Consider the following 18,724-nt stretch of genomic DNA (forward strand, 5'->3'; position numbering starts at 1 on the left):
GGGATCGCCGCCCTCTCCGATCGTGCAATGGAGCGTCAGATCCGGATCAGGAGCCAGAACCGAGGCACTTGTTGGTCTTGGTGTTGAAGTTGCCGCACTTCTTGCCGACCCAGTCGCCGATCAGGTCCTTGGAGCCTTCCAGCTCCTTCGACCAGGCATCGCCCGCGACGAGGCCCGGCGTCTTCCAGACCACGTCGAACTGGCCGTTCGCCTTGATCTCGCCGATGAACACGGGCTTGGTGATGTGGTGGTTCGGCAGCATCTTCGACACGCCGCCGGTCAGGTTCGGCGCCTCGATGCCGGGAAGCGCGTCGATCACCTTGTCCGGATCGGTAGACTTCACCTTCTCGACCGCCTTCACCCACATGTTGAAGCCGATCACGTGCGCTTCCATCGGATCGTTGGTCACGCGCTTCGGGTTCTTGGTGTAGGCCTGCCAGTCCTTGATGAACTTCTCGTTCGACCCGTCCTTGGTCTTGATCGACTCGAAGTAGTTCCAGGCGGCGAGATGGCCGACCAGCGGCTTGGTGTCGATGCCGGCGAGTTCTTCCTCACCCACCGAGAACGCGACCACGGGGATGTCCTTGGCCTTGATGCCCTGGTTGCCGAGCTCCTTGTAGAAGGGAACGTTGGCGTCGCCATTGATGGTCGAGACCACCGCGGTCTTCTTGCCGGCCGAGCCGAACTTCTTGATGTCGGCCACGATCGTCTGCCAGTCGGAGTGACCGAACGGCGTGTAGTTGATCATGATGTCTTCCTGGGCGACACCCTTGGACTTCAGATAGGCCTCCAGGATCTTGTTGGTGGTGCGCGGATAGACGTAGTCGGTGCCCGCGAGCACCCAGCGCTTCACCTTCTCTTCCTTCATCAGATAGTCGACGGCGGGGATCGCCTGCTGGTTCGGCGCCGCACCGGTGTAGAACACGTTGCGCTCGCTCTCCTCGCCCTCGTACTGCACGGGGTAGAATAGGATGTTGTTCAGCTCCTTGAAGACCGGGAGCACCGACTTGCGCGACACCGAGGTCCAGCAGCCGAACACGACCGAGACCTTGTCCTTGGTGATCAGCTCGCGCGCCTTTTCGGCGAACAGCGGCCAGTTCGAAGCGGGGTCGACCACGACGGCTTCCAGCTTCTTGCCCAGCAGGCCGCCCTTCTTGTTCTGCTCGTCGATCAGGAAGAGGATGGTGTCCTTCAGCGTGGTTTCGCTGATCGCCATGGTGCCGGACAGGGAGTGGAGCACGCCGACCTTGATGGTGTCGTCCGCGGCCTTCGCGCCAGTCAATGAAGCCAGACCAAGCACCAGTCCGGCGGTCGCGGCGAGCACGCCGCGGCGGCTAAATGACGCCGCTATATCGTGAGTGGATTTGCTAAACATGAGTGTCTCATCTCCCTGACGCAGACGTGAAAACGCTGCGAAACGGCCCCACGGCCGCCTGCGATTAACGGAATCGCAAGAACCATGCCATGGACTAGACACTCATCAACCACTTGATTTCACTAAGATAATCGGCTTAAATCAAAGCTCCGCCGCGATCGGTCCGCCTGAATTCTAGGCAACTGAAATGTATGCGAAAGTGGCAGGCAGTCTATTTTGTGAGCAAATCGTCAGTTCTGGCTAAATTTCCGGCATCACTATTTCTGCACCGCAATCGCTGTTTCGGGCGAGATTGCCTTGAAAGTGCCCCCTCGATGTTCCATATGAACCTGCGAAACCTCTTGCGAATCAAGAGGTCGTAGCAAGCCGCGTGTTCTTAAGCCCGTACGGGCCTCTGGCTTGCCCCATATATCTCCCAAGCCATCCGACACCCCAAACACGCAGGTGTCCTCTCGACACCCTTTTGCGCGCGCCGCGCCGAATGCGCCTGGCGCCCGCTTTTGACATGGAAAGAACCCTTTTGACTTCGTTTCAGGACTTCGGCCTCGCCGAACCCATCGCGCGCGCTCTTCGTGAAGAGAATTACGTCACCCCAACCCCGATCCAGGCTCAGACCATCCCGCTGGCGCTGACCGGCCGCGACGTCGTCGGCATCGCCCAGACCGGAACCGGCAAGACCGCGTCCTTCGCGCTGCCGATCCTGCACCGCCTGCTCGAGAACCGCATCAAGCCGCAGCCCAAGACCTGCCGCGTGCTGGTGCTCTCTCCGACCCGCGAACTGTCGGGCCAGATCCTCGACAGCTTCAACGCCTATGGCCGCCATGTCCGCCTGTCCTCCACGCTCGCGATCGGCGGCGTGCCGATGGGTCGCCAGGTCCGCGCCCTGATGCAGGGCGTCGAGGTGCTGGTCGCAACACCCGGCCGCCTGCTCGACCTCGTGCAGAGCAACGGGCTGAAGCTTGGCAGCGTCGAATTCCTCGTGCTCGACGAGGCCGACCGCATGCTCGACATGGGCTTCATCAACGACATCCGCAAAATCGTCGCGAAACTCCCGATCAAGCGGCAGACGCTGTTCTTCTCGGCCACCATGCCGAAGGACATCGCCGAGCTCGCCGACGCCATGCTGCGTGACCCCGCCCGCGTCGCGGTGACCCCGGTCTCCTCGACCGCCGAGCGGATCAACCAGCGCATCGTCCAGGTCGATTTCTCCGCCAAGCCCGCCTTCCTGACCAAGCTTCTGAAAGACGAGCCGGTCAACCGCGCACTGGTCTTCACCCGCACCAAGCACGGCGCCGACAAGGTGGTGAAGTCGCTCGAGAAGGCCGGCATCCCTGCCAGCGCCATCCACGGCAACAAGTCTCAGAACCATCGCGAGCGCACGCTCGCCCAGTTCCGCTCGGGCGAGATCCGCACCCTGGTCGCCACCGACATCGCCGCCCGCGGCATCGACGTCGACGGCATCAGCCACGTCATCAATTTCGACCTGCCGAACGTGCCGGAAACCTACGTCCACCGCATCGGCCGCACCGCGCGCGCCGGCGCCGACGGCACCGCGATCTCGCTGGTCGCAGGCGGCGAGGAGCTCAGCTATCTCCGCGACATCGAACGGCTGATCAAGGTGGCACTGCCGCGCGAGGATCTTCGCACCGACGCAGGTCGCCGCGATGCGGGTTCTCCCCCGCAACAGCAGCGGCAGGGCAGGCCGGGCGGCCGCCCGGGCCAGCGTCCGCAGGGCGCACGGCATGGTGGTGACGGACGTCGCGACGACAGGCACGCCGACGGGCGCCACCACAGCGCCGGCAGGCCTGGTGACGGACGGCCCGGCGAAGGGCGCCACGAAGGACGTCACGCCGAGGGCAGACCTGTTGATGGCCGGCCCGGTGAAGGCCACAAGGCCTCCAAGGGGTCTCGCCGCCGCCGTGGTTCCGGTGGTAAGATGAACTCCTCACCAGCCGATCGGTCGGAACAGCGTCCCGCGCATGGCGCCGGCAAGCCTGATGGAATACAAGGCGTTGCCTTTTTGCGTCGCGAGAGTCGCCCCAACGGCCGACCGAACCGCAATCCTCATTCGAACTAGCAGTCCACGACTGGAGACACCCACATGGCTAAGGAAGAGCTGATCCAGTTCGAAGGACTGGTCACCGAAATCCTCCCCGACGCCCGCTACCGCGTGCAGCTCGACGCCGGACACGAGATCGTCGCCTATACCGCCGGCAAGATGAAGAAGAACCGCATCAAGACGCTCGCGGGCGACCGCGTGACGGTGGAGATGTCGCCCTATGACCTCGAGAAGGGCCGACTGATTTTCCGCCACAAGGACGAACGTCCCAGCGGGGTGGGCGGACCTCCGCGTCCCGGACAGCGCGGCGGCCAGTTCCGTCGCCGCTAGTCCGGCTGCGGCGCGCACGCGCGAGACAAAAATTCCGACTGATATTGATCCGCCGTTGAGGTCACGGCGGATCAAAAAATCGTGCACGTCCGGATTGTTTCGGACCCCTGTTTCCGATAAAATGAATTAATCGATTTTCGGCCGGACGACATTGGCATCCACCGGTACAGCCGGTTCAGACACGCTGACGACCCTTCCAGAAATTCGATCTAACCTGCCCGCGCCTGCGGGCTCTGACATTGTACTATCTGAGAAGGGACTATCCCCATGAGCATGGGAACCGTGAAGTGGTTTAACGCGACCAAAGGCTTCGGCTTCATTCAGCCCGACGACGGCGGCCAGGACGTGTTCGTTCACATCAGCGCCGTGGAGCGCGCTGGCCTCGGCTCGCTGCGCGAAGGCCAGAAGATCTCCTACGAGATCGTGGCCGACCGCCGCTCCGGCAAGTCGGCGGCGGACAATCTCCGCGCGGCGGGCTGAGCCCGCCGGGCTCTTGGCCCGATCGGCTCGAACCAGTCAGAGGAAAGAAGAAGGCCGTGCACGACGCACGGCCTTTCGTTCTCAAGCGCGATGCGATGAGGATGAAGCGTCATCGCGCTTTAGTTCGACTTGGCGCCCCCGCCGGCGTTGCCGCTGGCACTGCTGCTCAGCGAACCGGCCTGGCTCATCGTGTTGTTGAAGTAGGTGTCGCTGTCGCCGAGCGTCACGCGACGCTGGCAAAGCGGTACGCAGCTGTAGGACTCGCGCTCGATCCCGCGATAGACGGTGACGAGCCGATCGCTCGGACCTTCAACCTGGATCTGGCGATCGACCAGAATCTCGCCGCCCCGATCGAGCGCGATGAAGTTGGTGGCACCATAGCCCTTCCCGGTCACGACGATCATACCGCCCGGCTGGAGCGTAACATCGGCGATCAGGGGATTGCCGACCACGATGGTTGCCACCTTGCCGGGCAGTCGTACCAGCTTGGCCTGGTCGACATTGACGGCGATGGTATCGGCGGTGGGCTCGGCTAGACCGGCGGCCGGCCATGCCAGCACCGCCGCGGCAACCAGAAGACAGACGCGCGCACGACGGCGCAGCAATTCTCTACGCATACTCTTACCCCCGGGACGTCACTAACCGGCAGAAGCGACAACAGCGGAGCCGGTGCCCGACCCCGCTAACCTGCCTTCAATTCGTGAACGTTCCGCAAACTCGCCAACTATTGTTTGAACGGACTGGGACCTGCGGGCCCCCGCCGTCCCTTCTAGACTAACGACGGAACGGATAGGCGAGCTGGCCCCCGATCCCCTTCGGCATGGTCGCTTCATCCTTGCCGTAATCCTGCGGCAGCGTCCCTTCCGGCATGCGGAAAGTGCCGAACAGCACGTCCCAGACCGGAAACGTCCCGGCGAAATTGGTGTCGCCGCCCTCTTCGAGCGAGGTATGGTGCCAGCGGTGGAATACCGGTGTCGCCAGCACGTATTTGAACGGTCCGAAGGTCCAGTTCAGGTTGGCGTGCACGAAGGCCGAATGGAAGGTGGTGAACGGGCCGACCCAGATCATGACGTTCGGGGAGATGCCGGCCATCAGCAGCACGACGTCGACGCTGATCGTCCCGAGCAAGAGATTGACGGGATGGAATCGGGCCGCGGAGATCCACCCGATTTCCTCCGACGAATGATGGACGGCGTGGTACTTCCAGAAGCCGCCGTCGTGGAAAAGCCGGTGCAGCCAGTACAGCATGAAATCGGACAGCACCAGGAATAGCAGGGCCTGCACCGACAGAGGCAGCTGCGACAGCGGACCATGGCCGTTGTCATAGAAGGCGATGAGTCCGTCGGCGTCGTGGATGTTGAAGACGACGCCGGCGCCGACGATCAAAAGTCCGATCCGCATGGTGCGGGCGAATACCGGAACGAAGAACCAGTAGCAGATGTCGGTGATGATCTCCCGCTTGCGCCACCACGGCGCGCCGGGATTGCAGGCCCAGAAATGCTCCAGCACGGTGAAGACGGCCGCGAGCACGAAGGTGACGGGGATCACCTTCACGATGGTCTCTCCAAGCATCAGGGCGACTTGCATGGGCAGGCTCGACATCGTCGCCTCTCTTGCGAATTCCAGTCCCGCCTACGCCTACTCCGCGAAATTTAAGGGAGGGTGAAGCAAGCGCCGCGCTGCCGATGCATCCGGAACCGGAACGTATCGCAGCGGCCGCCTTAAGGCGAAATTCACCCTGGGCAAAGGCACCGCGCCGGAGTTGAGTTTACCCGATCGAATTAACTCCGCCGAAAGGGCTCGGATCTCATGGTCGTTGCGTCAAGACAGCGCCGAACGAGGCGAACTCACCCATAGGGAGTTTTGTTCATGAAGAACTTGATCGCGCGTTTCGCGAAGGATGAGTCCGGCGCCACCGCCATCGAATACGGTCTGATCGCTGCCGGCATCGCGCTGGCCATCATCACCATCGTCAACGGTCTCGGCACTACGCTGAACGAAAAGTTCACCTCGATCAGCACGTCGCTGAAGTAGCCGACCGACGAACGACGGCAAAAGCCCCGGGCTTCCGGGGCCTTTGTTTTTCTGAAGACGGCGAGTTCCAGTGGCGTTGCACAAATTCAGAACCGATGCCGCGGTCGCGGCGAACGAGGCGGGGGCGGCGCAGGCCGCCTCGCCGGCCTATTGGATCTGCCTTGCGCTGCTGCTTGCGACGGTCGCACTCGCCGCGCGCATTGCCAGCTTCTGGTGAAGGCGCATTCGTCGGCCACGGCCTCACGCCCCTGCCGACGTTGTCGGTTCGTTTAACACTACGCGCTAGCGTCCGGCGACGCCGGCTCCCGCGGCAAACCCAGGCCTCAAGACGCAGCCCATGATCCTCGACCTTGCGCGCCTTCTGCTCTTCCCGGCCCTGATGGCGTTCGCCGCCGCGAGCGATCTCTTCACGATGACGATCTCGAACCGCGTGTCGATGGCGCTGGTGGCAGGCTTCTTCGTGCTCGCCCTCGCCGGTGGCATGGCACCTTACGAGATTCTGAGTCACGTCGGCGCCGGCGCGCTTCTCCTGGCCGTGGCCTTCACCTGCTTTGCGATGGGCTGGGTGGGCGGCGGCGACGCCAAGGTCGCAGCGTCCGTCGCGCTCTGGTTCGGCTTCGCGCAACTGATGAACTTCCTGCTCTACGCCTCGCTGTTCGGCGGTGCGCTGACGCTGCTCCTGATCCAGTTCCGGCAATGGCCGCTGCCTTACGGGCTGGCGGGCCAAGCCTGGCTCGCACGGCTGCACGCCAAGGAGAGCGGCATTCCCTACGGCATCGCGCTCGCGCTGAGCGCGTTGATGGTCTATCCGGAGACCGAGTGGGTGAAGGCGATCGACCTCGCTCACCTCGCACTGCGCTGAACGCGCCGGGTAAACCCGGCGTTAAGGCGATTTAGATACGCCTCATTAACCATGCTTTGACGAATAGCTGGTCAACTGCCGATGACGGCGGCGGCAGCGTCGCGGCGTATTGTTGGAAAGTGAAGCGTATGAATAGGGCACGCATTGTCGTCCTGACGGTCGCCATCTGCGCCGGCGGCGTCGCCGCGTACCTGGCGAGCGGCACCGACAACTCTGCGCCGCCTCCGCTTCCGGTCGCGCAACTGCCGACCGTCGACGTCCTCGTGGCCAAGAACGACATCGGTCTCGGCCAGACCGTGAAGCCGGAAGACGTGCAATGGCAGACCTGGCCGGCCGCGACCGCCAGCACCGCCTTCATTCGCCGCAACGAGCGACCCGAGGGGGCGACCCAGGTGGCCGGTTCGATCGCGCGCGCACCGTTCATTCAGGGTGAGCCGATCCGCGACCAGAAGCTGGTCAAGGCCGAAGGCTCCGGCTTCATGGCGGCAATCCTGCCCACCGGCATGCGGGCGATCTCGACCGAGATCTCGCCGGAGACCGGCGCAGGCGGCTTCATCCTGCCCAACGATCGCGTCGACGTCCTTCTCACCCGCCGGTTGAAGAACCCGGACCAGAGCAGCGGCGCCCCCGACCTCATCACGTCCGAGATCATCCTGGCCAATATCCGCGTCCTGGCCATCGACCAGGCGCCCAAGGAGAAGGACGGCCAGAACGCGGTGATCGGCAAGACGGTCACCCTCGAGCTCAATCCCGCGCAGACCGCGACGCTCTCCGCGGCGCGGCAGAGCGGCACGCTGTCGCTGGCGCTGCGCAGTATCGCCGACGTCAAGATGAGCGAGATCACGCTCGATGACTCCGCTCAGAAGCGAGACGGTGTTTCGATCATTCGCTACGGCATTCCAAGTCAGACGGCTAAGGCACGATGAAGACAGTCGACATGAAGTGCAAGGCAGATTCGGCGACGATGAGAACTTCACTGGTCCGCGCCCTGTCATTTTCGGCCGCCTTCGCGCTGGCGCTCAACCCGGTGATGACGACCCCGGTGGTCGCTGCCGATTACCGCCCCTTGGCGCCGGCCGCGGCGGATGGCCAGATCAACGCGCGCTTCCTCTCGCTCGGCATCGGCAAGTCGATCGTGATCGACCTGCCGCGCGACATCAAGGACGTGCTGGTCGCCGATCCCAAGATCGCCAATGCAGTGGTCCGCTCGGCGCAGCGCGCCTATATCATCGGCGCCGCCGTCGGCCAGACCAACATCGTATTCTTCGATTCCGCCGGTCAGCAGATTGCGGCCTATGATATCGCGGTCAAGCGCGACCTCAACGGCGTACGGGCCGCGCTGAAGCAGATCCTGCCCAATTCAGACATCCAGATCGACGGCCTCGGCGACGGCATCGTCCTGACCGGCACGGCTGCCAACCCGATGGAAGCGCAGCAGGCCAACGAACTCGCCGCGCGCCTGGCCGGCGGCCCCGAGAAGGTGGTGAACTCGATCGTGGTGCGCGGCCGCGACCAGGTCATGCTCAAGGTGACGGTCGCCGAAGTCCAGCGCAGCATCATCAAGCAGCTCGGCATCGACCTGACCGCCAACCTCAATTACGGCACGTCGGTGGTCAGCTTCTCCAATTCCAATCCGTTCACGGCCCTCGGCAAGAACCTCGTGGACGGCAACAACCTGACCACGAAGTTCGGCGCCGCCCCGTCGGTGCAGGCCACCCTGCGCGCGATGGAGACCGCGGGCGTCATCCGCACCCTGGCCGAACCGAACCTGACCGCGATCTCGGGTGAATCGGCAACGTTCATCGCCGGCGGCGAATTCCCGGTCCCGGCGGGCTATGCGTGCGACCCCGTCACGCATGTCTGTACCACCCAGATCAGCTTCAAGAAGTTCGGCATCTCGCTCAACTTCACGCCGGTGGTGCTGAGCGAGGGCAAGATCAGCTTGCGCGTGATGACGGAGGTCTCAGAGCTCTCGAACGAGAATTCGATCACGCTGTCGCAGGCCGTGAGTTCGACGTCGGTGAACTCGCTGACGGTGCCCTCGATCAGGACACGCCGCGCCGAGACCTCGCTGGAGATTCCCTCGGGCGGCGCGATGGCGATGGCCGGCCTGATCCAGCAGCAGACCAAGCAGGCCGTCAGCGGCTTGCCGGGACTGATGCAGCTCCCGATCCTGGGTACGCTGTTCCGCAGCCGCGACTTCGTCAACAACGCAACCGAGCTGGTCGTGATCGTGACGCCTTATGTCGTCCGCGCAGTGGCGCCGAAGGACCTGTCGCGGCCGGATGACGGCTTCGCCCCGCCTGCGGATCCGCAGGCGCAGCTGATCGGCAACATCAACCGGCTCTATGGCGTGCCGGGCCGGACCGAACCGGCCAGGAACTACCGCGGCACCTACGGCTTCATTACCGACTGAGGCGGAACGGGGACTTCATGATGATCACGAGACCACCCCAGCTTCGCAGCCGCGCCATCCGCCTCGGTGGCGCGCTCGTCGGCATGGCGCTCGTGCTGGGCGGCTGCCAGCACGACGAAGTCGCCACGGCCTCCATTCCCGACGATTACAGGCAGCGCCATCCGATTGCGATCGAGGAGCAGAATCGCTCGATCGTCGTCTTCGTCGGACATGCCCGCGGTGGATTGACCGCCGCCCAGCGCGCCGACGTGATGGGTGTCGCATCGGCATGGCTGCACGAAGGCACCGGCGCCGTTCGCATCGACGTGCCGTCCCATACGCCCAATGCTCGTCCGGTCGCGGACACGATGCGTGAGATCCAGGCGATCCTGGCGGCGGCAGGCGTTCCGCCGCGCGGCGTCAGCGTCCACCCCTATCAGCCCGAAGACAAGCGTTTCCTGCCGCCAATTCGGCTGACTTATTCCAAGATCGCCGCGGTCGCAGGTCCCTGCGGCCTGTGGCCGGAGGACATCGGCCCTTCGATGAAGAACAAGCGCTGGTTCGAGAACAAGGACTACTACAATTACGGCTGCGCCTATCAGCGCAACCTCGCGGCCATGGTCGACAATCCATCGGACCTCGAGCAGCCGCGGCCCGAAACCCCATCCTACACGCCGCGGCGCATCACCGCCCTCGAGAAGTATCGCAAGGGAACCTCTACGGCGACCACCTATCCCGAAGCCGACAAGGCCAAACTCAGCGACACCGGCAGATGATCAGCTACGCTCGCCAGACACAAGAAGCGCAGCCGGAAGCAGCGCCCCCGCCGGTCGAGGAACATATTGCGCCCGCGCCGCGCGTCTCGGTCCAGGCCTTCTGCGAGACCGTGGAAACTGCCGCCGCGGTACAGGCGGCTGGCGAGGATCGCCGTCTCGGCAAGGCCCATCTGAAGATTCAGATGGGCGGCATGCCGGCCGCGATCGAAGCGTACCGCTCGGCCCCCACGCCGAACGTGATCGTGCTCGAGAGCGACGGCCGCAGCGATCTGTTGAGCGGGCTCGACCAGCTCGCCACCGTCTGCGACGCCGGCACCCGCGTGGTCGTGATCGGCCGCATCAACGACGTCATGCTCTATCGCGAGCTGGTTCGCCGCGGCGTCAGCGACTACGTGCTTGCGCCGGTCGGCGCGATCGACGTCGTGCGCTCGATCTGCAACCTGTTCTCGGCGCCGGAAGCCAAGGCGGTCGGCCGCATCATCGCCGTGGTCGGCGCCAAGGGTGGCGTCGGGGCCTCCACCATCTCCCACAATGTCGCCTGGGCGATCGCGCGAGACCTCGCGATGGACGCCGTCGTCGCCGATCTCGACCTCGCCTTCGGCACCGCCGGGCTCGACTACAACCAGGATCCGCCGCAGGGCATTGCCGACGCCGTGTTCTCGCCCGACCGCGTCGACACCGCCTTCATCGACCGCCTGCTGTCGAAATGCACCGACCATCTCAGCCTGCTGGCGGCGCCTGCGACGCTCGACCGGGTCTATGATTTCGGCACCGACGCCTTCGATGCCGTGTTCGACACGCTGCGCTCCACCATGCCCTGCATCGTGCTCGACGTTCCGCATCAATGGTCGGGCTGGACCAAGCGCGCCTTGATCGGGGCGGACGACATCCTGATCGTGGCCGCGCCTGATCTGGCCAACCTGCGCAATACCAAGAACCTGGTCGATCTCTTGAAGGCCGCGCGCCCCAACGATCGACCGCCGCTCTACTGCCTGAACCAGGTCGGCGTGCCGAAACGGCCCGAAATTGCCGCCACGGAGTTCGCCAAGGCCATCGAGAGCCAGCCGGTCGTCTCGATCCCGTTCGAGCCGCAGATCTTCGGCTCGGCGGCCAACAACGGCCAGATGATCGCGGAGATCTCCGCCAGCCACAAGTCGATCGAGATGTTCCTGCAGATCGCCCAGCGCCTGACCGGCCGCAGCGAGACCAAGAAACAAAAGTCGTCCCTGCTTTCACCTCTGATTGAGAAGTTGCGGGGAAAATAAGCCACCGCATGGAGTTGTTAAGTGTTCGGTAAGCGTAGCGGAACAGACACCGACCTTCGGGCGCCCAAGCCCGGTGCCGTGTCGCCCGAGCCTGTCCAGGTTCAGGCGCCGACGGTGTCGCGCGCTCTGTCTCCGCCGTCCGTCGCATCGCCGCCGCTTGCTCCCGCCAAGGCCCCGCCACCTCCGCCCATGGAAAGCCGGCGTTCGGATAATTATTACGAGGTCAAGGCGACGATCTTCGGCGCACTGATCGAAGCCATCGACCTCGCCCAGCTCGCCAAGCTCGATTCGGAGTCCGCGCGCGAGGAAATCCGCGACATCGTCAACGAGATCATCGCGATCAAGAATATCGTGATGTCGATCGCCGAGCAGGAGGAACTGCTCGACGACATCTGCAACGACGTGCTCGGCTACGGCCCGCTCGAACCTCTGTTGTCACGCGACGACATCGCCGACATCATGGTCAACGGCGCGAACACCGTCTACATCGAGGTCGGCGGCAAGATCCAACGCACCGGCATCCGCTTCCGCGACAACCAGCAGCTTCTCAACATCTGCCAGCGCATCGTCAGCCAGGTCGGCCGGCGCGTCGACGAATCCTCGCCGATCTGCGACGCGCGCCTCGCCGACGGCTCTCGTGTCAACGCCATCGTGCCCCCGTTGTCGATCGACGGTCCCGCGCTCACCATCCGCAAATTCAGGAAGGACAAGCTGACGCTCGATCAGCTCGTCAAGTTCGGCGCGATCACGCCGGAAGGTGCCGAAATCCTCCAGATCATCGGGCGGGTCCGCTGCAACGTGCTGATCTCCGGCGGTACCGGCTCGGGCAAGACCACACTGCTCAACTGCCTCACCAATTACATCGAGCACGACGAGCGCGTCATCACCTGCGAGGACGCCGCCGAGCTCCAGCTTCAACAGCCCCACGTGGTCCGGTTGGAAACCCGCCCGCCCAATATCGAGGGCGAGGGCCAGATCACCATGCGCGAATTGGTGCGCAACTGTCTGCGTATGCGGCCCGAACGCATCATCGTCGGCGAGGTCCGCGGACCCGAGGCCTTCGACCTGCTCCAGGCCATGAACACCGGCCATGACGGCTCGATGGGCACGCTGCACGCCAACAACCCCCGCGAGGCGCTGTCGCGCTGCGAATCCATGATCACGATGGGCGGCTTCTCGCTGCCCTCGCGAACGATCCGCGAGATGATCTGTGCTTCGATTGACGTCATCATTCAGGCCGCGCGCCTGCGCGACGGCTCCCGCCGCATCACCCACATCACCGAGGTGATGGGCATGGAAGGCGACACCATCATCACCCAGGACATCTTCCTCTACGACATGGTCGGCGAGGACGCCAACGGCAAGATCATCGGCCGGCACCGCTCGACCGGCATCGGCCGCCCGAAATTCTGGGAACGCGCCCGCTATTATGGCGAAGAGAAGCGCCTTGCCGCTGCGCTCGACGCAGCGGAAGTCGCTCCGACGACGTGAGCAGGTCAGCGCCGCCATGAAGATGCAGATCCTCGCCCTCGCCTTCCTTGCCACCGCAGCGGTCGGTGGCATCGCCTGGGTCTTCCTCTATCCGCTGCTGTCCGGGGAACGAAAGGCGGAAAGCCGCCGCGCCTCGGTCGCGCGCGCCGAGGCTCCCACGGCCCGCCAGGCCGAGAAGACCCAGCGCTCGCGCCGCGAGCAGGTCGAGACCACGCTCAAGGACCTCGAGGCGCGTCGCGCGCAGGAGAGGAGCGCTCCCCTCAGCGTCCGCCTGTCGCAGGCGGGGCTCGACTGGACGCCGCAGAAATTCTGGACCGTGTCCGCCGTCGTGGCGGGCGTCTTCTTCGCCGTCGCTCTGTTCGCTGGCGGCGGCCTGATCGGCGCCTCCGGTCTCGCCTTTGCCGGCGGCTTCGGCCTGCCGCGCTGGGCACTCGGCTTCCTGAAGAAGCGTCGCGAAACCAAGTTTCTGGCCGCCCTGCCCGACGCGGTCGACGTGATCGTTCGCGGCATCAAGGCTGGCCTGCCGCTGTTCGAATCGATCAAGGTCGTGGCCGCCGATTCGCCCGAGCCGCTGCGAAGCGAGTTCCTGGCGATCATCGAGACGCAGGCGATCGGCATGCCTCTGGGCGAGGCCTGCGCGCGGCTCTACGAGCGCATGCCGCTGCCGGAGGCCAATTTCTTCGGTATCGTGGTGTCGATCCAGCAGAAGTCGGGCGGCAACCTCTCCGAAGCGCTCGGCAACCTCTCCAAGGTTCTACGCGACCGCAAGAAGATGAAGGAGAAGATCCAGGCGATGTCGATGGAGGCCAAGGCCTCGGCCGGTATCATCGGCTCGCTGCCGCCGATCGTGATGTTCCTCGTCTATCTCACGACACCGCAATACATCTCGGTGCTTTGGACTCATCCTACCGGACAGCTGATGCTGGTCGGCTGCGTCGTCTGGATGTCGATCGGCATCATGGTGATGAAGAAGATGATCAACTTCGATTTCTGACGGTGCCGCATGGTCGAATTTCTCGTCTCAAAACTGCACGACGCCCGTTTCATGACCATGCTGCTCGCGGCCATCGCTGCGGGTGCCACCGTGTATACGCTGGTGATGCCGTTGTTCGCCGGCGAAGGTCTTTCCAAGCGCATGAAAGCGGTGGCGAGCGAGCGTGAGCGGATCCGGCAGCGCGAGCGTGAGCGTCTCCACAAGAACGAGAAGGTCTCGCTGCGCCAGACACCGAAGCAACTCGTTTCCAAGGTGGTCGAGGACTTCAACCTCACCAAATGGCTCGCGCAGGAAGCTGCGCGGGACAAGCTCATCATGGCGGGCTATCGCGGCCATGCGCCCTACATCACATTCCTGTTTGCCCGCATGGTCGCCCCGATCGTGCTCCTCCTCGGCTCGGCGCTCTACGTCTTCGTGATCGCGCATATGGAACAGGCGCTGCCGGTCAAGATCGGCATCTGCATCGGCGCTGCCTATCTCGGCCTTCAGGCGCCGATGCTGTTCCTCAGGAATGCGATCTCCAAGCGCCAGCTCTCGATCAAGCGTGCGTTTCCCGACGCGCTCGACCTGCTCCTGATCTGCATCGAATCCGGCATGTCGGTCGAAATGGCGTTCCGGAAGGTTGCAACGGAGATCGTCGGCCAGTCGATCGCGCTGTCGGAGGAGTTCACCCTGACCACGGCCGAACTGTCCTATTTGCAGGATCGCAAGGTCGCCTATGAGAACCTGGCGCGGCGCACCGGGCTCGAGGGCGTCAAGTCGGTCTGTCTCGCGCTTCAGCAGGCCGAGCGCTACGGCACCCCCCTCGGCCATTCCTTGCGCGTCATGGCGCAGGAGAACCGCGACATGCGCATGAACGAGGCCGAGAAGAAGGCCGCCGCTCTGCCGCCGAAGCTGACGGTGCCCATGATTCTGTTCTTCCTGCCGGTGCTGTTCGTGGTCATCCTCGGACCGACCGGCATCAAGATCACGGAGATGCACTGAGTTCACCACTCGGGCGAGGATCAGGCGACCAGATCCGATCAGTCGGACTGGCTGAGCGAAGCAACCGGCGTCCGCTTTGGCGCGCCGCGCGGAGCCTCACTGCGGCTGAGCATGTCCTTGAGATAGGCGACATTGGCCGCGGCCTGGTCCGGTGGCAGGTCCGCCTTCACGATGGTCTCCGCTTCCGCGAAGCGGCCCTGGAGACCGACGACCAAGGCGAGGTTCTGCCGCACCCGGGCGCTCGCACGCGGCGAGGCGTAGGCCTGCCGTAGCGCCTCTTCCGCCTTCGGCAGCTCTCTCGACAACATGTAGGAGAGGCCGAGATTGGAGAGCACGCCGGGATCACCCGGTGCGATCTTCAGCGCGCTCGCGTAATAGGATCGCGCCTCCTCATGACGGCCCATCTGGTCCAGCGCCGTACCCTGTACCGAGAGCAGGCGCCAGTCCGGATTGTCGGGCGAATGCGCTTTCGACAGGACGTCGTAGGCCTGTTGGAAATTGCCGTTGTCGGCGAGTGCGCGGCCGTACTGGGCGAGCAGCGCCTTGTTGCCGGGATTGGCGATGGTCGCCTGCTCGAGCACGGCCGCGGCCTGGGCCCGCTGGCCGTTGGCGCGCAAGGCCTGTCCGTAGGCGAGCGCGGCATCGGCATCCCTGGGATTGGCGCGGTAGCGCTCGCCATAGGCTTCGACGGCACGCGCTGGATCGACGGGCGCGCGGTCGGCAGGAGCCGCCTCCGCCCGGGGCCCGACCGAGCCCGTCACTTCTGAGAGCTTCGACATGGCCGTGCAGCCGCCGAGGCCCATGGCCACCGCCGCGATCAGCGACGTGGAGGCAAGAAGCCGGGCAAGACTGATCCGTTGACGCATGACGCTTTGACTCTCGAGCCGCTTGATCGAGCCGAACGCGTCAGCAATAGAATGTTAACCCTAACGGCCGGTTAACGGGGGATCCCGCCCTGGGTTCTTCGGTCCGGTCAATATTCGATGGCGAGCCGTCTGCGGATTTCGTCGATGCGCTTGTCGAGTGCATCGAACCGCGCGTGAACGGAGCGGTCGTGGAGATAGAAGACGTAACCGCCGGCAAGGAACGCGAAGATCCAATGGTGGTGCTCGACATAGACAAAAAGCGCCTCGACGGCCTGGCCGACGAATGTGACCACGCTCCACACAAATTCCATCGCATTTTCCTCCCGGCGCTTCCTCGTCGGTCGCCGGCGATCTCGACATCCGGCGGCCTCACCCCCGAGCCTAGCATGGCCGCGCCGCGAGTAGCAGTTCGCCGGACGGTGACGGCAAAGCCGATTGCAGCGGCGGCAAAACTCTGCGAAGTCTCGTCCGTTCGCATGACCCGCTTGATCTGACGATCCGGACCCGCCAATGCCTTCTGTCTTCGAGACGTTGCCCACCGCCATCCCGATCACCTTCGTCACCAGATCGAGCTGGGATCGGGTCGCCGAGACGCTGCCGCCGGCGCAACGCCGGTTCGCAACCGCGAGCGCCTTTGCCGCCAAGCCGGGCAGCTGTCTGGCACTGCCCGCGCCCGACGGCACGATTGCGCAGGTGCTGTTCGGCCTCGAGGACGAGGGTGCAAGATCGCGCGACCTGTTCCGACCCGGCGCCCTGCCCGGCCTGCTGCCGCCCGGGACCTATCGCTTTGCCAATGCGCCGCACGATCCGCGGCTGGCGGCGCTCGCTTTCGCACTGGGCTGCTACCGCTTCGCCCGCTACCGCAAGGCTGATCGGCCCGACGTTCGGCTGGTTCCGCCTGACGGTGTCGAGGCGGCAGAGATCGAGCGGATCGCTGATGCTGCAATGCTCGCGCGCGACCTCATCAACACGCCGTCCAACGACATGGGCCCGGAACAGCTCGCCGCGGCCGCGCAGGCGCTCGCCACCGAGTTCGGCGCCAGCTTCGCCTGCACCATCGGCGAGGAGCTGAAGACGAACTTCCCGCTGATCCACGCCGTCGGCATGGCCTCTAGCCGCGCGCCGCGGCTGATCGACATCGGCTGGGGCGACCCTGCTCATCCCAAGGTGACGTTGGTCGGCAAGGGCGTGTGTTTCGACACCGGCGGTCTCGACCTGAAGCCGTCGAGCGGCATGCTGATCATGAAGAAGGACATGGGCGGCGCCGCCAACGTGCTGGCGCTCGCTCGTATGGTGATGGACGCGAAGCTGAAGGTACGCTTGCGGGTGCTGATTCCGGCGGTGGAGAATGCCGTCGCAGGCAATGCCTTCCGCCCCCTCGACATCTTCACCTCGCGCAAGGGCATCACGGTCGAGATCGGCAACACCGACGCCGAAGGCCGTCTGGTGCTCGCCGATGCGCTGGCGCTCGCCGACGAGGAGAAGCCCGACCTGCTGATCGACCTGGGTACGCTGACCGGCGCGGCGCGGGTCGCGCTGGGGCCGGATTTACCGCCCTTTTACACCAATGATGAGGCGCTGGCCGCCGACGTCGCGCGCTGCGCGGTGAAGGAGAACGATCCGTTGTGGCGCATGCCGCTGTGGCCGCCTTACGATGCCTGGCTGGACTCCAAGACTGCCACGATCACCAACGCACCGTCCGGCGGCTTCGCCGGCTCGATCACCTGCGCACTGTTTCTGCAACGCTTCGTCGAGCACGCCAGGAGCTGGCTGCATGTCGACATCTATGGTTGGACGCCATCGGCGAAGCCGGCGCGGCCCGAAGGCGGCGAGTGCCAGGCCGCTCGCGCCCTCTACACGTTGCTGAGCGAGCGCTATGCGTGATCCAGGACACGACCCAAGGCTGACGCCGGCGCGGGGCGACATCGCCGCGAAATATCTCGAAGGCAAGGTCGAGGCGGATCGCTTCGTCACCGGCGAGGAATTCGAGGTGGTCGAGGCGATCGCGCCGATGCGCGAGCAGCCATCCTCGAACGCCATGCTGTTGACGGAGGCCCTGCGCGGTGAGCGCGTCACCATCTACGACCGCAATGGCGAGGGTTGGGCGTGGGGCCAGCTCAATGACGATGGCTATGTCGGCTGGCTGCCGGATGCGGCGCTCTCGAAGCCGACGGCCGCGCCGACGCACAAGGTCGGTGCGCTGCGGACTTTTGCGTTCCCCGGCCCGTCGATCAAGCTGCCGCCGGCGGACACGCTGGTATTTGGATCAAGCTTCACAATAGCACGTGAGGATGGGGCCTTCGCGGTGACGCGCGAGGGAGCATTCTTGCCGAAGACGCACCTCGTTCCGCTCGATCATCGCGAACCGGACTTCGTCGCCGTCGCCGAGCGCTTCGTTGGCACGCCCTATCTGTGGGGCGGCAAGAGTAGTTTCGGCATCGACTGCTCTGGCCTCCTCCAAGTGTCGTTGACATCGGCGGGCATCGGCTGCCCGCGCGACAGCGACATGCAGCAGGCCGGGCTCGGCCGCGCGCTGGAGCCGCATGAGCGAGGCAGCTTGCTGCGCGGCGATCTGATCTTCTGGAAGGGCCACGTCGCCATCATCCGGGATGCCAGCACTATGGTTCACGCCAATGCCCATCACATGGCGACCGTGATCGAGCCGATCGAGCCGGCGCTTGCGCGGATCAGGGCGGCTGGCAGCGAGGTTGTTGCGATCAAGCGACTGTAATGACCGCCGTCATTCCGGGGCACGCGCATCGCGCGTGAACTCGGAATCTCGCACCATCACCTCTGGATTCCCGGTTCGCGCT

At 64.5% G+C, this 18,724-nt stretch carries 20 protein-coding genes; 15 read left to right on the top strand and 5 right to left on the bottom strand.

The window, feature by feature from the left end; translation table 11 throughout:
- Positions 1–46: 46 nt before the first annotated feature.
- Entirely contained in the window at positions 47–1,375 is a 1,329-nt protein-coding gene (urtA, locus tag XH87_RS19575) for an urea ABC transporter substrate-binding protein (protein ID WP_271588517.1), read from the bottom strand.
- A 481-nt stretch (positions 1,376–1,856) separates the two neighbouring features.
- Between urtA and XH87_RS19580 the strand changes: the two genes are divergently transcribed.
- The 3 genes from XH87_RS19580 (at position 1,857) to XH87_RS19590 (ending at position 4,244) form a co-directional block, all read left to right on the top strand.
- The gene (locus XH87_RS19580; protein WP_271588518.1) at positions 1,857–3,452 is read left to right on the top strand and encodes a DEAD/DEAH box helicase; all 1,596 of its coding nucleotides are present in this window, start codon (positions 1,857–1,859) and stop codon (positions 3,450–3,452) included.
- Positions 3,453–3,476: 24 nt separating this feature from the next.
- A complete protein-coding gene (infA, locus tag XH87_RS19585; protein ID WP_008131890.1) occupies positions 3,477–3,764 on the top strand; it encodes a translation initiation factor IF-1 in 288 nt (95 codons plus the stop codon).
- A gap of 267 nt (positions 3,765–4,031) precedes the next feature.
- Positions 4,032–4,244, top strand: a complete 213-nt coding sequence (locus XH87_RS19590) for a cold-shock protein (protein ID WP_014439634.1) — start codon at positions 4,032–4,034, stop codon at positions 4,242–4,244.
- 119 nt (positions 4,245–4,363) lie between these two features.
- On the opposite strand, the gene XH87_RS19595 is transcribed toward XH87_RS19590, so the two are convergent.
- Positions 4,364–4,861, bottom strand: coding sequence for a pilus assembly protein N-terminal domain-containing protein (locus XH87_RS19595; protein ID WP_158667527.1), 498 nt, complete (start codon positions 4,859–4,861; stop codon positions 4,364–4,366).
- Positions 4,862–5,018: 157 nt separating this feature from the next.
- Positions 5,019–5,846: a sterol desaturase family protein gene (locus XH87_RS19600; RefSeq protein ID WP_271588519.1), complete on the bottom strand. Its 828-nt coding sequence runs from the start codon at positions 5,844–5,846 to the stop codon at positions 5,019–5,021.
- A 267-nt stretch (positions 5,847–6,113) separates the two neighbouring features.
- Between XH87_RS19600 and XH87_RS19605 the strand changes: the two genes are divergently transcribed.
- The 10 genes from XH87_RS19605 to XH87_RS19650 all read left to right on the top strand — a co-directional run bounded on the left by XH87_RS19605 (position 6,114) and on the right by XH87_RS19650 (position 15,045).
- Complete coding sequence (locus XH87_RS19605) at positions 6,114–6,278, top strand: Flp family type IVb pilin (protein ID WP_271588520.1); 165 nt, start codon at positions 6,114–6,116, stop codon at positions 6,276–6,278.
- A 70-nt stretch (positions 6,279–6,348) separates the two neighbouring features.
- Complete coding sequence (locus XH87_RS19610) at positions 6,349–6,495, top strand: hypothetical protein (protein ID WP_271588521.1); 147 nt, start codon at positions 6,349–6,351, stop codon at positions 6,493–6,495.
- Positions 6,496–6,615: 120 nt separating this feature from the next.
- On the top strand, positions 6,616–7,140 hold the full coding sequence (locus tag XH87_RS19615) for an A24 family peptidase (RefSeq protein ID WP_271588522.1): 525 nt from the start codon (positions 6,616–6,618) through the stop codon (positions 7,138–7,140).
- A gap of 128 nt (positions 7,141–7,268) precedes the next feature.
- Positions 7,269–8,066 (top strand): Flp pilus assembly protein CpaB, encoded by a 798-nt coding sequence (gene cpaB, locus XH87_RS19620; protein ID WP_199762799.1) that lies wholly within the window; start codon positions 7,269–7,271, stop codon positions 8,064–8,066.
- A gap of 11 nt (positions 8,067–8,077) precedes the next feature.
- Complete coding sequence (locus XH87_RS19625) at positions 8,078–9,556, top strand: type II and III secretion system protein family protein (protein WP_271588705.1); 1,479 nt, start codon at positions 8,078–8,080, stop codon at positions 9,554–9,556.
- A gap of 20 nt (positions 9,557–9,576) precedes the next feature.
- Positions 9,577–10,311, top strand: coding sequence for a CpaD family pilus assembly protein (locus XH87_RS19630; RefSeq protein WP_035708724.1), 735 nt, complete (start codon positions 9,577–9,579; stop codon positions 10,309–10,311).
- On the top strand, positions 10,308–11,576 hold the full coding sequence (locus XH87_RS19635; RefSeq protein ID WP_271588523.1) for an AAA family ATPase: 1,269 nt from the start codon (positions 10,308–10,310) through the stop codon (positions 11,574–11,576). Before XH87_RS19630 ends, XH87_RS19635 begins: the two co-directional genes overlap by 4 nt.
- Before the next feature lie 21 nt (positions 11,577–11,597).
- Positions 11,598–13,067, top strand: a complete 1,470-nt coding sequence (locus XH87_RS19640) for a CpaF family protein (protein WP_035708714.1) — start codon at positions 11,598–11,600, stop codon at positions 13,065–13,067.
- Between the two features lie 16 nt (positions 13,068–13,083).
- Positions 13,084–14,061 (top strand): type II secretion system F family protein, encoded by a 978-nt coding sequence (locus tag XH87_RS19645; RefSeq protein ID WP_271524410.1) that lies wholly within the window; start codon positions 13,084–13,086, stop codon positions 14,059–14,061.
- Positions 14,062–14,070: 9 nt separating this feature from the next.
- Entirely contained in the window at positions 14,071–15,045 is a 975-nt protein-coding gene (locus XH87_RS19650; protein ID WP_271588524.1) for a type II secretion system F family protein, read from the top strand.
- A 38-nt stretch (positions 15,046–15,083) separates the two neighbouring features.
- On the opposite strand, the gene XH87_RS19655 is transcribed toward XH87_RS19650, so the two are convergent.
- Both XH87_RS19655 and XH87_RS19660 read right to left on the bottom strand, forming a co-directional pair.
- The gene (locus XH87_RS19655; protein ID WP_271588525.1) at positions 15,084–15,911 is read right to left on the bottom strand and encodes a tetratricopeptide repeat protein; all 828 of its coding nucleotides are present in this window, start codon (positions 15,909–15,911) and stop codon (positions 15,084–15,086) included.
- Positions 15,912–16,018: 107 nt separating this feature from the next.
- A complete protein-coding gene (locus XH87_RS19660) occupies positions 16,019–16,222 on the bottom strand; it encodes a hypothetical protein (protein ID WP_271588526.1) in 204 nt (67 codons plus the stop codon).
- Between the two features lie 199 nt (positions 16,223–16,421).
- Between XH87_RS19660 and XH87_RS19665 the strand changes: the two genes are divergently transcribed.
- On the top strand, positions 16,422–17,795 hold the full coding sequence (locus XH87_RS19665; protein WP_271588527.1) for a leucyl aminopeptidase family protein: 1,374 nt from the start codon (positions 16,422–16,424) through the stop codon (positions 17,793–17,795).
- Positions 17,788–18,642, top strand: coding sequence for a C40 family peptidase (locus XH87_RS19670; RefSeq protein ID WP_271588528.1), 855 nt, complete (start codon positions 17,788–17,790; stop codon positions 18,640–18,642). The genes XH87_RS19665 and XH87_RS19670 overlap by 8 nt, the downstream gene beginning before the upstream one ends.
- Positions 18,643–18,724: the final 82 nt, after the last annotated feature.

Source organism: Bradyrhizobium sp. CCBAU 53415, from assembly GCF_028128735.1.
In the GTDB taxonomy this organism is placed as follows: Bacteria; Pseudomonadota; Alphaproteobacteria; order Rhizobiales; family Xanthobacteraceae; genus Bradyrhizobium.

Coding starts and splice junctions, on each gene's coding strand:
- XH87_RS19650 (WP_271588524.1), top strand. CDS start 14,071: ATGGTCGAATTTCTCGTCTCAAAACTGCACGACGCCCGTTTCATGACC.
- XH87_RS19655 (WP_271588525.1), bottom strand. CDS start 15,911: ATGCGTCAACGGATCAGTCTTGCCCGGCTTCTTGCCTCCACGTCGCTG.
- XH87_RS19605 (WP_271588520.1), top strand. CDS start 6,114: ATGAAGAACTTGATCGCGCGTTTCGCGAAGGATGAGTCCGGCGCCACC.
- XH87_RS19660 (WP_271588526.1), bottom strand. CDS start 16,222: ATGGAATTTGTGTGGAGCGTGGTCACATTCGTCGGCCAGGCCGTCGAG.
- XH87_RS19595 (WP_158667527.1), bottom strand. CDS start 4,861: ATGCGTAGAGAATTGCTGCGCCGTCGTGCGCGCGTCTGTCTTCTGGTT.
- XH87_RS19670 (WP_271588528.1), top strand. CDS start 17,788: ATGCGTGATCCAGGACACGACCCAAGGCTGACGCCGGCGCGGGGCGAC.
- cpaB (WP_199762799.1), top strand. CDS start 7,269: ATGAATAGGGCACGCATTGTCGTCCTGACGGTCGCCATCTGCGCCGGC.
- XH87_RS19600 (WP_271588519.1), bottom strand. CDS start 5,846: ATGTCGAGCCTGCCCATGCAAGTCGCCCTGATGCTTGGAGAGACCATC.
- XH87_RS19625 (WP_271588705.1), top strand. CDS start 8,078: ATGAAGTGCAAGGCAGATTCGGCGACGATGAGAACTTCACTGGTCCGC.
- XH87_RS19590 (WP_014439634.1), top strand. CDS start 4,032: ATGAGCATGGGAACCGTGAAGTGGTTTAACGCGACCAAAGGCTTCGGC.
- XH87_RS19635 (WP_271588523.1), top strand. CDS start 10,308: ATGATCAGCTACGCTCGCCAGACACAAGAAGCGCAGCCGGAAGCAGCG.
- XH87_RS19615 (WP_271588522.1), top strand. CDS start 6,616: ATGATCCTCGACCTTGCGCGCCTTCTGCTCTTCCCGGCCCTGATGGCG.
- XH87_RS19630 (WP_035708724.1), top strand. CDS start 9,577: ATGATCACGAGACCACCCCAGCTTCGCAGCCGCGCCATCCGCCTCGGT.
- XH87_RS19665 (WP_271588527.1), top strand. CDS start 16,422: ATGCCTTCTGTCTTCGAGACGTTGCCCACCGCCATCCCGATCACCTTC.
- urtA (WP_271588517.1), bottom strand. CDS start 1,375: ATGTTTAGCAAATCCACTCACGATATAGCGGCGTCATTTAGCCGCCGC.
- infA (WP_008131890.1), top strand. CDS start 3,477: ATGGCTAAGGAAGAGCTGATCCAGTTCGAAGGACTGGTCACCGAAATC.
- XH87_RS19580 (WP_271588518.1), top strand. CDS start 1,857: ATGCGCCTGGCGCCCGCTTTTGACATGGAAAGAACCCTTTTGACTTCG.
- XH87_RS19645 (WP_271524410.1), top strand. CDS start 13,084: ATGAAGATGCAGATCCTCGCCCTCGCCTTCCTTGCCACCGCAGCGGTC.